Consider the following 13,705-nt stretch of genomic DNA (forward strand, 5'->3'; position numbering starts at 1 on the left):
CTGCAGTCTGAAACCTCCACATGTATAGTGGAGGCTTCCTCATTCAATTGAAGCTAGTTATTTTACTGTATACCCGCTTTGTTTTAACAGATTGCTAATCTCATTATTTGCTTGTTTCATTGCTTGTTCGATAGGCATTTGACCGCTAAGAGTTTGAGACACATAATTACCAATTGTATCAATTACTTGAAAACTTTCTGGAATCCGAGGCCTGCAATCGGCATACGCCTTTTCAGCTGATTCGGCTAATGTACCAAACCACGGAAATTTTTTATTCAGTTCTGGGTCTTTTAATTCAGAGATGCGGGCAGGAGGACCGCCTTGAAGTACAAATTGTTTATGGATATCCTGGCCATTGACCCATTTGATGAAGTCCCATGCAGCATCTTTCTTTTTGCTGTATTTATTGATCCCCATTAACCAACCGCCAAGTGGGGGGACTGGATCTTTTCCAGTCAACGATGGGACCACAGCTGTGTCAAATTTGTCAGCGACTTGGGAACGACTCGGATCGAGCAAACCTGGTGTTCGAACAGACCACTCTGCCATCATTGCGACCTTGCCTTGAGCAAATGCCTGCGTACGTTCATCCCAAGCCATGTTAAGAGCGCCAGGTGGTTCATATTGTAATAGATCTTTAAATAATTTAACCACTTGGATGCTTTGTTCAGAGTCAAATTTAGGTGTCATGTCACTATAAGGATCTTTACTTCCGGGGTAGTTGCTCTCAAAAGGTTTTCCACCAAAATTGAAAATATATTCAAACCATGCTTGACCAACTGGGGCACCTTTTGCATTATTCATGGCGATTCCGTACATTCCGGGATACTTAGGATTATTGGTGAATTTTTTTGCAATGCTTAAAAGTTCATCGTACGTTTTGGGGGGATTAATCCCTTCTTTTTGAAAGAGATCTTTGCGATAATGAAGCATAACATAATAGGGTGCAAAGGGTACCCCTACAATTTTGTCTTCCCATTCTGCGACTTTTTCAAAGGAGGGGATGTAATCATCCCATTTTAAATCCGGTGTTTGCTCGATACGAGACTTAAGGTCTTCTACAATTTGTCCTTCTGCAAATTCTCCAATCCAAGGAGAATCCATTACGATAACATCTGCTGCATCTGATTTTTGCGTTCCCAGCAATACTTCCTTTTGGTGTGTTTGGTCGTATGAATAAGAATCAACTTGAACTTTGATGCCTGTTTTCTTTTCGTATTCATCTCCAAATTTTTTCATGACATCAACCCATGGATCTGCAATCATGATGACACGTAATGATTTCGTATCATTGCCAGCAGATGAGTTACTAGGTTGAGAGGATGAAGTGTTATTACCACAAGCTGTTAATCCTAAAAGAGACAGACTTAGAAATCCTGCAACGAGAGTTTTTTTCTTTTTCATCATGTAATTGCCCCCTTATAAACCTCCATAATTTAATCAGGATGTATGTTTTGTTGAGTTAATATTATTAATTTTTTATTTATTAAAAATTAAGTTAAATTGTTTTAGGTTTCACCAAATAAATTTAAGAATGGATTTCTTCCAATTCGGATGTTTTGCAGCATCGCTCAAAGCATTGTCAAATTCTTCTACCGTACGGATGGGTAAATGTTGCTCCGGTATGATGCGTCGTAGAGTTTTTTGATATTCAGGGTCTTTCATAGCTTCCAGTACAGGGGGGTAGTCGTATGAGGAACTGCGACTGCTCCCAACGATTGTAATCCCTTTTTCTAAGATATCACGTGTATTAATTGGAACCCATTCTTCAGACACTCCCATCAAAATCAGAAACCCACCGGGGTTTAAAATCTGAATTGCCTGATTAATTGCGTTAGAACTAAAACGCCCACCTGTACATTCCACAGCAATATCCACTTTTTCGCCATTATTAAAATCATAATCTTGCACAAGGGAGCGTTCGGCAAATTGAAATTGATCAAGCTTCTCTGAAATAGCTCCAAAAACTCGGAGATGATCTTGACTCACCCTGTACAAATGATGGATCATGGCTGCAGTCAAATAACCAACGGGACCATCGCCGAATACAGCTACACGAGCTGTTTGTAATTGTTTCTCCACATGTTGGAGGGCTTGATAAGAGACGGAACATAATTCTGTTAAGACTGCAATTTCATCAGGAACTTGTTCAGGAATTGGGATTACACATTTTGTCGGCATCACAAGGCGACTTTGGGCGATACCATCAGTTCCACTTCCTAGGAAACGTCCTCTAAGGCAGTAGTTTTCTCCGATTCCTTTCTTACAAGCGGGACACCATTCCTCGATGTTCTCTTTTGATAACGAACAACCAGGAATATTAGGGACAATGACGACTCTTTGACCTGGTGAGAATTCTGGATGAGTACTATCGATAATTACCCCAATGCCTTCATGTATAAGTGCCATGGGCAACTTTTTAACTAAAGCTTCGGGACGCCGATTCCCTGTATAATAGCGTAAATCCGCATGGCAAATACTCGCAAGAGTAGGTTCAATGATAACTTCATGGGGACGAACAAAATGTTCAATAATCGTTTCTTCAATTACCTGAGGCCTTATCAGTCTGAAAGCACGGGATTGCACAGTCTTCAGTTGAATCAAATCGTTCACGCGTCTTTATACCCCCTTTTAAGAGAAAATGTACATACCTGCGCGTAGTTGATTGATTTTATATATATTATGCTTGTTTGTGCATATTTAGCTTAAATCTGTGGAATATGTTTTGTCAATAATAATTCGAAAAATATGTAATCAAACAACAAAGTTCGTTTGAAAAATGAGCGTAAACTTGTAGCGAAAAACGCATTATTTTAATTTGGCACATAATTTTTTGTTCGTAATTGCTCGTTTTTATGATGAAAGCGCTTGATTAACAAATGCGAAACAGTTTACTATAAAGGTATTCATTACTGAATTGATAAGGAGGATGTCGGTTGAGTATTCAGAATAAGCATATATAAAAGAATATTCGGTTCGATGCTTTGTTTTTTAAGAAAATTGGGTGGAAACAGAATTTGAGAAGGGGAATTAAAGATTAAAATATTAACTTATCAATTTTAAAAAATGGGGTGAACAGATGGGTACGATGACAAAAATTCATACAGAACCAATTCCTGAAAGAATCCAGAAGCGAAAAAGGTTTTCGGGGGAAAACGTAACAGGTTGGTTCTTGGTGTTACCAGCAATTCTTTATTTATTGGTCTGGAATGTGTATCCTCTAATTTATGCATTGTACGTAAGCTTGACCAATTTAAATCTAACGCGCCCAGCGTTAAATAAGTTTATAGGTTTAAATAACTATTTACTATTATTAAAAGATGAGACATTCCGAACTGCGATTGGCAATACTCTCTATATGACAGTTTTATCCATATTATTTGAACTTGTAATTGGGTATTTTTGCGCGAAACTATTCGTTCGTGCTGAAAAGATAAAGGGGGTCAATATTTTACGAACCATTTTTATTCTTCCCATTATGATAACACCATTGGTGGCTGGGCTGCTTTGGTCATATATATTAAACCCAACACTTGGTATCATAAATTACATTTTTAAAATTCTCCATTTACCTATTTTACCTTGGTTAGGAGATGAGAAGCTTGCTTATTATTCAATTGTTGCCATTAATGTTTGGCAATGGACACCATTTATGATGCTCCTGATTATCGCAGGATTAAATAGTATTCCTAAATCCTTAATAGAGGTAGCAGAATTGGAGGGAGCAGGATGGTGGAAAAAATTTATTCATCTCGAAATTCCGTTTATATCGAATATTATTTCAATAGGCGTATTTATTCGTGTAATGGAAAACCTTAAAATGTTTGATGTTGTTTATGCTACAACGAATGGTGGGCCAGGGAAGGCGACAGAAATGGCAAGTTTGCTGGCTTACCGGCAATCTTTCTTATATTATCAAACTGGATATGGTGCTGCGGTGGCCGTATTGATTCTAATTTTGAGTACAATTCTTGTCCAATTGTTGTTCAAATCTATGTGGAGGAGAGATGTAGTGTGAAGAAAAGAAGGTCTTCCAATGTGATTTCTGCGGCCTCAGTTTATGTTCTTACATTTCTTTATATATTACCTCTACTATGGTTACTGTTAGCTGCATTTAAGACACGTGCAGAAATGTTTAAGATACCACCAGTAATTTTTCCTCATAAAATTAATATAGATAATTTCATTTACGTTTTAAAAGATAGTAGTCCGTATTTTTTAAATTCTCTGATAGCAAGCGTTTGTTCTACCTTTTTGGCCTTATTACTTGCAATTCCTGCGGCATATTCATTAGCACGTTATAATATTAAGCGTTCAAAGGATATAGAGTTATGGATATTAAGTACAAAAATGATGCCGCCGATTGCTGTGATCATTCCTTTGTTTATAATTTTTCAAAAAGTGGGTATCTTTGATACTTTAGTAGGTTTAATCTTGTTATACACGGCATTCAATCTACCGTTTGCTGTGTGGATTCTAATATCCTTTTTTAAAAAAGTGCCGAGGGAGATAGAAGAAGCGGCTAAAATCGACGGTTGTAATTTAATTCAAATTTTAATGTTTATTGGAATACCTTTGGTTCGATCGGGGATTGCTGTTGTAGTTATTTTTTCTATAATTTGGACCTGGAATGATTTGCTTTTCGGTTTAATAATGACACAAAATGCTGCAAAAACATTACCAGTAGCTTTGGCCTCATATGCGAATACTCTTGATATTAAATGGGAGTTAATGGCTGCCCTCGCTGTATTGCAAACGCTTCCAGTTGTAATCATCACTTTTCTGTCTCAAAGGCATATAGTATCAGGTTTAACGTTTGGAGGGGTAGAAAAATAAATTTTTTTCAATTTGAGGTGGATAACGTGAAAAGAGGGAAGTACGCGATAGGAATAGATTTTGGTACGGAATCGGGTAGAGCGGTTCTTGTAGATATAACGAATGGTTGGGAAGTATCAACACATGTTACAGTTTATCCTCATGGTGTAATTACAGAGAAGTTACCTGAATCGGATATTTATTTAGACTCGGATTTTGCATTGCAGGATCCGGATGATTATTTAGAAGTTTTAAGGAATTCTGTTCCGCATCTTTTAAAAGAATCGGGTATTCATGCGGAAGATGTTATCGGTATTGGGATTGATTTTACCTCAAACACTATGATTCCGGTCGATCGCAATTTACAGCCATTATGTAGGGATGCAGATTGGAGAAAAAATCCTCATTCTTGGGTGAAGTTATGGAAACATCATGCGACTCAAGAAGAAACAGAAAAAATAAATCGATTTGCAATCCAGAGAAATGAACCCTGGCTTAAAAGGTATGGAGGAAGAATTTCTTCAGAATGGATGATTCCGAAATGTTGGCAAATTTTAAATGAGGCGCCTGAAATCTATCAAGCTGCGGATCTATTTTTGGAAGCCTCCGATTGGATTACTGCTCAAATGACTGGACAGGTGAAACGCAACAATTGTGCTGCTGGATTTAAATCTTTTTGGCATCCCGAGGAAGGATATCCATCGAAAGATTTTTTCTCCTTATTAGATTCAAAGCTCGCAGATATAACGGAAACAAAACTTCGCGGACCGATCGCTCGGATCGGAAGTAAAGCTGGATATCTTAGACCCGAAATGGCTGAGATCATGGGTCTCTACCCCGGTCTACCTGTAGCAGTAGGAATGATTGACGCCCATGCAGCAGTTTTAGGGATGGGGGTCGTAACTCCTGGAAAAATGGTAATGGTTATGGGAACGTCAACATGCCATATGTTACTGAGTCGAGAAGAACGGGAGGTAGAAGGAATTAGTGGAGTGGTGAAGGATGGTATTATACCTGGATTGTATGCTTACGAAGCTGGTCAGTCGGCCGTTGGGGACCTTTTTGCATGGTTTGTTAAAAGATGTGTGCCTGCGTATGTGTACGAAGACGCTAAATCGAAACAAATTAGTATTTATGAATGGTTAGAAAGAGAAGCTGGGCGATTAAAACCTGGAGAGAGTGGACTATTAGCGTTAGATTGGCATAATGGTAACCGTTCTCCGTTAGATAATGCTGATTTATCTGGCCTAGTCATTGGAAATACACTATTAACGAAGCCTGAAGAGATATACAGGGCATTACTAGAAGCTACAGCATTTGGAGCTCGTGTGATTTTAGAAGAATACGAAAAAAGTGGATTGGAAGTCAATGAATTGTACGCTTGTGGTGGTTTACCACATCGCAATCGACTCCTCATGCAAATTTATGCGGATATTATGAACAGAGAGATCAAAATTTCTGAGACTGAGTTTACTCCTGCTGTTGGTGCTGCCATTCTAGGGGCAGTAGCTGCTGGAAAAACGAACGGTGGTTATGAAACTTTAGCAGAAGCCGCTATGAACATGGGAAGAATCAAAAATGTATCTTTTAAGCCAATACCTGAACACGTTAAAATATATAATGAACTTTATCAAGAATACCTTCTTCTTCAGAATTATTTTGGAAGAGGTATGAATGATGTAATGGGACGATTGAAAAAATTAAAAGATCGAATAAAATCAATTAATAATACACATAGTATTAAAGTTTAATTCAAATGAAAATCGTAAGTCCTTTTGTGATTTAAGGACTTACGATTTTTTTATGAAAGGAAAAAGTTATATTTAGATAAAGAGCTAGTTTTTATGCAGTAATAACACGTATCCCATTGTCCTTAAACGGCTGAAGTTGTGAATCTGAAGCTTCTGAACCTGTTATGAATGTGTGAACAGACTCGATAGGAGCAACAGTATGCAGGGTAACTTTACCTATTTTTGTATCATCTGCAACAACAATTATCTCTTGAGCAGCTTCAATCATACTTTTTTTGGTTGGAACAAGTTCTGATTCTGGGTGGGTTAGACCGTACTTTGAGTGTATAGCTGGTGTTCCGATAAATGCTTTTTGAACATGAAGGGTACTTAAAACTTCATTTGTAAACATTCCATTCAACATAAAACTGGAACGATATAAAGTACCCCCTGTAACGATAACCGTAATACCTTGCGCATCACGTAATTCCACTGCAACATTGATATCATTAGTAACAACAGTTATATTTGAACGATTCACTAAATTTTTTGCAATGTGTATGGTGGTTGTGCCAGAATCAAGAATTACATGTTCGCCATCTTCGATTAATTCAGCCGCTTTTTTACCAATACGTTTTTTCTGCTCAAGTTGCTCGCTGGCTCTTTCAGAAAAAGAAGGCTCGTGATTCGCTCCACGGTCAACAATAACAACTCCGCCATGAGTCCTTTTAAGTATACCTTCTTGCTCCATCTCCGCTAAATCACGACGGATTGTAGCCTCATGGACTTGAAATTCTTGAGCAAGAGCAGCAACTGTTGCAACACGCTTCTGTTTCACTAACTCCGCTATCCGTAATTTACGCTCAGCTGCTAGCATGAGAACACCTCGCCTCATATCAATTATATAGATAGATTTCAATTTTTATAAATTTTATGCTCATTATTGTTCATTTTAGATTATCCATGCATGATTGATTTTGTCAAGGAATGCAAGAAATTAAAAAATTCGAACACAATAATTCTGAACCGAACACAAACGCAAGCAATGGATTGCCCACGTCAATCCTGGGTTTTTGAGAGGACGAATAACCGTGGCAAGTACCGTGCCTTTCTTCAGAACATGTCGATATCTTATTGAATAATGGAAAAAGGGGAGGCAGAAAAAACGATGGCTGGATCAATGAATGTAAGTGGAAGAGGGGTGTCGGGATCCCCTAATCACTTTTCGTCAGGGTCACCCAATCTTTTTTTTGACCTGAAGAACAACGTATTGTTTCGAAGGAATGACAAGAACATTGCTTACGAAGTGACATCGACACAACTGCCCGCGCTGCAAGGGTTGTCGGTGGCGGATCTCTTTCTTACCAAGGGGCACATTCGGGAACCGCACTGGCATCCGAACGCGGGAGAACTGGATTACGTGATCTCCGGAGAATTGATCATCTCCGTACTTGATCCGTTCACACCTCAGTTGCTCACTTATCACGTGAAGCCAGGGCAGGCGGTTTTTCTCCCTATGGGTTGGTGGCACTGGATCACAGCGGTTTCCGATGAAGCTCATCTGCTTGTCATCTTTAACAATGAACAACCCGAGAACGCGGAGGGATCTGATCTGCTACGACTCACTCCGCCGAAGGTCTTCCAACAGGCCTAACGTGGACGCTAAACAGTAGGCTCAAGTGTTGGCACCGATTACCGAATCGGTAGTGATCGGACCTCCACCCCCTCAAAATCCAAGGTCACTTGATGAAGGCACCCATAGAAAAAAATGAGTCGTTAAGGAGATTTTTGAATGAGTCAACGACAAGGGAATAGCGAAAAACTTATTTTTGACTATATTGTGATAGGCACAGGTCCATCTGGTGCTGTGATAACAAAGGCTCTAACTGATGACAAAAAAACATCGGTTCTTGTACTAGAAGCAGGAGAAAATAAGGATAGAGATAAGCCGATCAGGGATTCTTCTTTTGCTCCAGAGCTTGAAGAACATTTCTTTCCACAATACTTTTGGCAAGGTGAAGGAGTTCCACTAAAAGGGCTTGATGGACGTACTTTTGAATGGACCACGGGTCGACTCTTAGGTGGCGGCTCTTCGATCAACGGTGAGCAGTATGTTAGACCTACGTCAGACGTTTTGAGGGAATGGGAAGAGCTCCTAGGTTCTCTTTGGTCACCCCAAAAGGCGATTCATGATTTCAAAAAACTAGAAAAATATAACGGGAAAACAGATAACCCCGACGTTCGTGGATTTCATGGAAGGATAGACATAAGGCAAGCTCCGGTGAATCCAACTTCCATGGCAAAAAAGCTGGTTTCAGCCATAGAGCAAGCATCAGGGTTTACAGAAATTCTTGACTATAATGATCCAGAAACCCCCCTTGGCCCTTTTACCCGCTGGCAATTATATCAGAAGCCAAACGGTCAACGTGAAAGTTCCTCAACCGCTTTTCTGTCATCAGATATCATGACTCCTGACGGTCATGGTTTACATGGCCGAAAATTGAGAGTTTTCTTCAAATCAACAGCCCTTCGTGTGCTTTTTTCCAAAAAACGCGCAGTCGGTGTGGAATTCCTTAAAGAAGGGGAATACATTCGCGCATACGCTCGTGAGAAAGTCATTCTTTCAGCAGGTATTCATAGTGCTCACTTGTTGATGCTTTCTGGAATCGGACCCGCTGCACTTCTTAAGGAAGCTGGTATTCCTGTTATTTTCGATAATCCAAACGTAGGCCAGAACATGAGAAACCACACGCTTAACTTTGCAAATTTTACCACCAATCCAAATGACAACCCCTTACCTCTTGATGATCCGAATGCTCTTTACACAGGCGGGGCTTTCTTGCCTGATCCGACGCCCGGATCCGATCGCAATCGTCGAGGTGTACAGCTGATTGGGATCGGTTCGAGTGAATCACTCGTCATCGCTATTCTTTTCTTGCGTCCCAAAAGCCGTGGCTCGATTCGAATCCAGAGCAATGACCCTTTGCAAATCGTACGTGCTGATGAAGGATTTCTTGAAGATCCCGCCGATCTGGAAGCGGTAAAAAACATTTACAAGATGTATATCAAGAATATTGCAGAAAAGCTTGAAGCGATTGACCACGCGTATCAACTCATTTCTCCAACACCGGACGTACTTGATGACGACACCGCGCTTGAAACGTTTATCAAGCAGAATTTTGGTCATAATCACCACCAACAGGGCGCTCTTCGCATGGCACCTTTTAAGAAAGGTGGGGTTGTTGATCGCCGAGGGCGGGTCTATGGAGTCGACGACTTGCTCGTTGCCGATGCTTCCATCGTACCATTTACCGTGGATGGCAATACTTCGGCCACAGCATACCTCATTGGTTTTACCATCGCACAGCAATTACTTTCATCGCGATCGTCATAGGAAAAATGAATTCTCTGAGGAACGATGTCCCCAAAATAACGAATCGTCTCCGCATTCAGGGAGACCTCCACTCTGCGAGAAATGGGTGGTCTCCCGACACATAAGCCATCTCCACACATTTTTTGCTTATACTTGCCTGAATTCGCCACTTCAAGAGCGTATACAGGGGTTAACTGACGGTCTTGTTGTTCGTATTTACGCGTTTGTTTTGTCGGGCACGACAGCTTTCCGAAGATCGGCATTCCTGACATTTCGGCTACCATATAGGCCGAGGTCACCCAGACAAACTTGTCGAGACCGCCGAGATCAGCGACGATCGAACCCATGGCGGTCGCCACGATCGTATTGTCCATCGCAGCGATGAAGATGCCGATTAAGAGACCCGCGACCACGATCCCCAGATTGCTTTTTTTCTCATTCATGATGATCCATACTCCTTTAGACTCGTCTGCTTTTCAACACGTTTGCGTTTTTGTCCTGATCGAAATGCTGCTTATATTCGACGATATCGATTTTGCATCCGGGTCCGATCGTCACGTTTGTTCCCCGAACGACTTTTGCCCGGGTATTTTCCAGATAAATGTCGTCGCCTTCAATCGTCTCTGCCGTCAATACGTCGATTTTGGGCAAAATCGACCGTATGAACTTGCTGAACGGACTGGCCATTCCAGGCTTTTGAATCCGGATCGTACCTCCGCCTATTTCTTTGGCCTCGCATGGCGCGTACAGTTGAATGTCGATCGTTCCGGCATTCAGCAAACCATTGATCCGAAATCCGCCCCTTGTGGAAAAAGACTCCGCATCGCAATTGCGGTTGACTTTCAGAAAGCCGTGAATTTTGATTTCTTCTCCAGACACAGATCCTCCGACGTTTGTTTTGCCGTGGACTTTCACTTGACCCGACTCTAAATTCCCGGCAATGCGGGCATCCCCATGAATTTCTGCTATTTGCTCCGCCTTTACGCCTCCCTGAATGCTGACTCTCCCGTGACAGTGGAAATCGATGCAGTCCAGAGGACCGTTTATTTTTCCAACACCGTGAAGGTTCACGGAATGGTACGTGCCGCCCTGACCTCCCATGATGCCGGAAATGGTCAAATCGCGTCGCGTCTTTTGTTCCATAATCGTTCTCCTTTCCTCAGATTTGTTTACACCTGTGTATGGTTGCCTATGTTCGAGTCGTCCGTCTTTTGAAACCGATTCGTGTATTCGACGTGCCCGATACTGCATCCCGGACCGATCATGACGTTTGTTCCACGAATGACTTTCGCCATAGTATGTTCCACGTAAATATCATCGCCTTCGATTGTGTCGACGTGAAGAACACCTTCGAAAAAATCGGACGGAAGGTAAAACGTACCAAGCAGTCGTTTCCATACGGACCCAGTACCGCGGCGTATGTCAATTTTTTCTCCGCCGATTTCTTTGATCCGGCACTCGCTGTGAGTTTTCAGCTCAACCGAACCGGCATTCAGCAGTCCGTCAATCGTGAATACACCTTTCATATGGAGGTTTTCGGCCTCGCAGTTTCCTTTGATCGTAAACAGACCTTCCAAATTGACGTCTTCGCCGGCCAAGCCGCCACGAATACGGATTTCACCGTTGGATTTCATTTTTTTCGTTTTGACGTTTCCTTCGATATCCATGGTTCCGGTGATTTTTGCTTCCCCCGTTTCCAAATTGCCTTTGAGGTACATCTCGCCGATGATATGGCAAGATGTGCTTTTCATATTGCCAGTAATCTCCGTCGTTCCGGTGGATTTAAAAACGAGGCAGTCGAGATCGCTGTCGATTTTCGCATCGCCTACAATTTTTACGTTTTTGAATACCCCTCCGAAAGAACTTCCATTGCCGGTAATTGTCAGATCATAGCGGATGTCGCTCTGCATAAAGCATCCTCCGTTCATTTCAGTTTCAACTTCAATTCTTCAATACATCCGGCCACATCGAGACGGACAACGATTTTGACTCCGTTATCGAAGTGGATTTCGCCGGGACTTGAGACCAGCATAATCGAGGAGACACCCATTTTGCGGATGACGATCAACTCACTCGGTTTGCCTTCAAATTTCTCATAATGCTCCGCGAACGTCTGCAACATCATTTTTCCTTCGTCCAAGCTTAATTCTCCGGTTTTCAGCAAGGTTTCGAGCAAATAGACGCAGAGAATCGCTTGAAAAGGAAAGACGGTCATGTCTCCCATCTGTTCGAGATAAAAGTTCAGCGTCATTTCGGAAACAATGTTACGTTTTATTAATTCTTCTTTCTGCAAAGCGATTTTCGGATTCAGGGAAGGTACGCCGGACGATTCGTTTGAAGACAAAAACAAGTGGGCCAGTTCATCCAGAGAAAAATCGTCCTTCAGGTCTTTTATTTTATTGATACGATCGAGTATTTGCTGTTTGCGGAAAAACGTCTCCTGTCCGGTGAACGTCGATTTGCGGATAAACCAATCTTCGGGAATCAGTTTTTTGCGTTTCCACCGGTACAACTGCCCGTACGAAATTCCGGTCAGCTCCAGCAGTTCTTTTTTGGAGATAAGTTCTTCTTCCATCTAGGGACACCTCCTTGCGATGAATGTAACATAACATTGTTATGTTGTAAAGGAGTGATTGATCTATTTTGACACCTAATATTACTCCGATTTTAGTCCTGGCTATACAAGGGAACCATTCATGCCGCAAGCGGTGCCATCATAGAATGAAAAGTTTCTTGTGCGGGAAGGGAGATTTCGAACTGCCACATGCAAAGGAGTGGCTTTTGGGTGGGGTGTATCGCTTTGCTGCGCAGAGGTGAGTGGAAGGTTGTTCCGTTTTCTTGAAGCCGTAAAAGGGTATATGCTTGGCGTGAAAAAGCGACTTTGGAGGTCGTCTCGCTTCCTTTTGGATGTAAAAGGGTATATGCATTGCGCGTAATAGCGACTTTGAAGGTCGTCTCGCAACATATGATTATGATTCCATGCGAGACGACCTTCACGGAGCATAAGCGCAATGCATATACCCGCTGAAACGACCTCCACGGAGCATGAACGCCAAGCATATACCACTACGACGACCTTCATCGACCCAAGCGCAAAGCGATACACCACTAATAGCTAAACGACTTGGGTCTATTTTTATATTGCAAACATATGTTCCTTGTTATATAATGAAATTATAGGTAAACAATGGTGGTAGGGTTGTTTTCATTGAAAGGTGTCAAATGGTGGACAAGCCTGGAGATTTGGAAACGAAAAAAATAATTTGGACCCAAGGAGTTGACTCATCATGACAATGCGATTGATCCCCTATTTGATAATGGATGGGAATGCAAAGGAAGCGATCCAATTTTACGAAAAAGCATTGGATGCGAAAGTCCTCTTTAGCCAAACTTTCGGAGAGATGCCGGAAAACCCCGAATTTCCTTTACCAGCAGATGCAAAGGATCGTGTGGCACATGCAACCTTAAAAGTCGGCGAAACGGAGCTGATGCTTTCTGATACGTTCCCTGGTCAACCCCATCAAAGTGGAAATCAAGTCACCATCTGTATTTCAACTAATGACTTGGAAAAATCAAAACAAATTTATGAATCCTTGCAGCAAGACGGTCAAGTGAACATGCCGCTACAAGAAACTCATTTTAGCCCCGCTTACGGTATTGTAACGGACAAGTTCGGTGTAGTTTTCCAAATTTACACTGAGGGCCATAAATAAAATGATTGTCACCGACGTTACTCTGTCTGGTACTTGGGATAGATGACAGAATTACATGATTATCTCAATTGTGC

The 13,705-nt window shown here is 41.5% G+C and carries 11 protein-coding genes and 2 pseudogenes; 6 read left to right on the top strand and 7 right to left on the bottom strand.

Annotated elements, in window-relative coordinates; all coding sequences use genetic code 11:
- Positions 1-57: 57 nt before the first annotated feature.
- Positions 58-1,407 (bottom strand): extracellular solute-binding protein, encoded by a 1,350-nt coding sequence (locus DNHGIG_RS11015; protein WP_282199659.1) that lies wholly within the window; start codon positions 1,405-1,407, stop codon positions 58-60.
- Between the two features lie 108 nt (positions 1,408-1,515).
- Positions 1,516-2,613: an alcohol dehydrogenase catalytic domain-containing protein gene (locus DNHGIG_RS11020; RefSeq protein ID WP_282199660.1), complete on the bottom strand. Its 1,098-nt coding sequence runs from the start codon at positions 2,611-2,613 to the stop codon at positions 1,516-1,518.
- 466 nt (positions 2,614-3,079) lie between these two features.
- Here DNHGIG_RS11020 and DNHGIG_RS11025 point away from each other — a divergent pair, with 466 nt between their 5' ends.
- Genes DNHGIG_RS11025 through DNHGIG_RS11035 form a run of 3 tightly spaced genes read left to right on the top strand, consistent with a single transcriptional unit; the run spans position 3,080 to position 6,566 of the window.
- Entirely contained in the window at positions 3,080-4,018 is a 939-nt protein-coding gene (locus tag DNHGIG_RS11025) for a carbohydrate ABC transporter permease (RefSeq protein WP_282199661.1), read from the top strand.
- A complete protein-coding gene (locus DNHGIG_RS11030) occupies positions 4,015-4,836 on the top strand; it encodes a carbohydrate ABC transporter permease (RefSeq protein ID WP_282199662.1) in 822 nt (273 codons plus the stop codon). The genes DNHGIG_RS11025 and DNHGIG_RS11030 overlap by 4 nt, the downstream gene beginning before the upstream one ends.
- A gap of 26 nt (positions 4,837-4,862) precedes the next feature.
- Positions 4,863-6,566 carry a ribulokinase gene (locus DNHGIG_RS11035; RefSeq protein ID WP_282199663.1) on the top strand — a complete coding sequence of 568 codons (1,704 nt, stop codon included), beginning with the start codon at positions 4,863-4,865 and terminating at the stop codon, positions 6,564-6,566.
- A 91-nt stretch (positions 6,567-6,657) separates the two neighbouring features.
- Here DNHGIG_RS11035 and DNHGIG_RS11040 read toward each other — a convergent pair whose 3' ends face one another.
- Positions 6,658-7,422 carry a DeoR/GlpR family DNA-binding transcription regulator gene (locus DNHGIG_RS11040; RefSeq protein ID WP_282199664.1) on the bottom strand — a complete coding sequence of 255 codons (765 nt, stop codon included), beginning with the start codon at positions 7,420-7,422 and terminating at the stop codon, positions 6,658-6,660.
- A 303-nt stretch (positions 7,423-7,725) separates the two neighbouring features.
- On the opposite strand from DNHGIG_RS11040, the pseudogene DNHGIG_RS11045 reads away from it, so the two are divergent.
- Positions 7,726-8,317, top strand: a pseudogene (locus DNHGIG_RS11045) (cupin domain-containing protein).
- Positions 8,318-8,337: 20 nt separating this feature from the next.
- Positions 8,338-9,939 (top strand): GMC family oxidoreductase, encoded by a 1,602-nt coding sequence (locus DNHGIG_RS11050; RefSeq protein WP_282199665.1) that lies wholly within the window; start codon positions 8,338-8,340, stop codon positions 9,937-9,939.
- 218 nt (positions 9,940-10,157) lie between these two features.
- Here DNHGIG_RS11050 and DNHGIG_RS11055 read toward each other — a convergent pair.
- The 4 genes and pseudogenes from DNHGIG_RS11055 to DNHGIG_RS11070 all read right to left on the bottom strand — a co-directional run.
- A pseudogene (locus DNHGIG_RS11055) lies at positions 10,158-10,361 on the bottom strand (MFS transporter); the annotation flags it as partial.
- 16 nt (positions 10,362-10,377) lie between these two features.
- Entirely contained in the window at positions 10,378-11,061 is a 684-nt protein-coding gene (locus tag DNHGIG_RS11060) for a hypothetical protein (protein WP_282199666.1), read from the bottom strand.
- Positions 11,062-11,087: 26 nt separating this feature from the next.
- Entirely contained in the window at positions 11,088-11,828 is a 741-nt protein-coding gene (locus DNHGIG_RS11065; protein WP_282199667.1) for a hypothetical protein, read from the bottom strand.
- A 14-nt stretch (positions 11,829-11,842) separates the two neighbouring features.
- Positions 11,843-12,493 (bottom strand): YhbD family protein, encoded by a 651-nt coding sequence (locus DNHGIG_RS11070; protein WP_282199668.1) that lies wholly within the window; start codon positions 12,491-12,493, stop codon positions 11,843-11,845.
- Positions 12,494-13,205: 712 nt separating this feature from the next.
- Between DNHGIG_RS11070 and DNHGIG_RS11075 the strand changes: the two genes are divergently transcribed.
- Entirely contained in the window at positions 13,206-13,631 is a 426-nt protein-coding gene (locus DNHGIG_RS11075; protein ID WP_282199669.1) for a VOC family protein, read from the top strand.
- Positions 13,632-13,705 lie beyond the last annotated feature (74 nt).

This window comes from Collibacillus ludicampi, assembly GCF_023705585.1.
In the GTDB taxonomy this organism is placed as follows: domain Bacteria; phylum Bacillota; class Bacilli; order Tumebacillales; family BOQE01; genus Collibacillus; species Collibacillus ludicampi.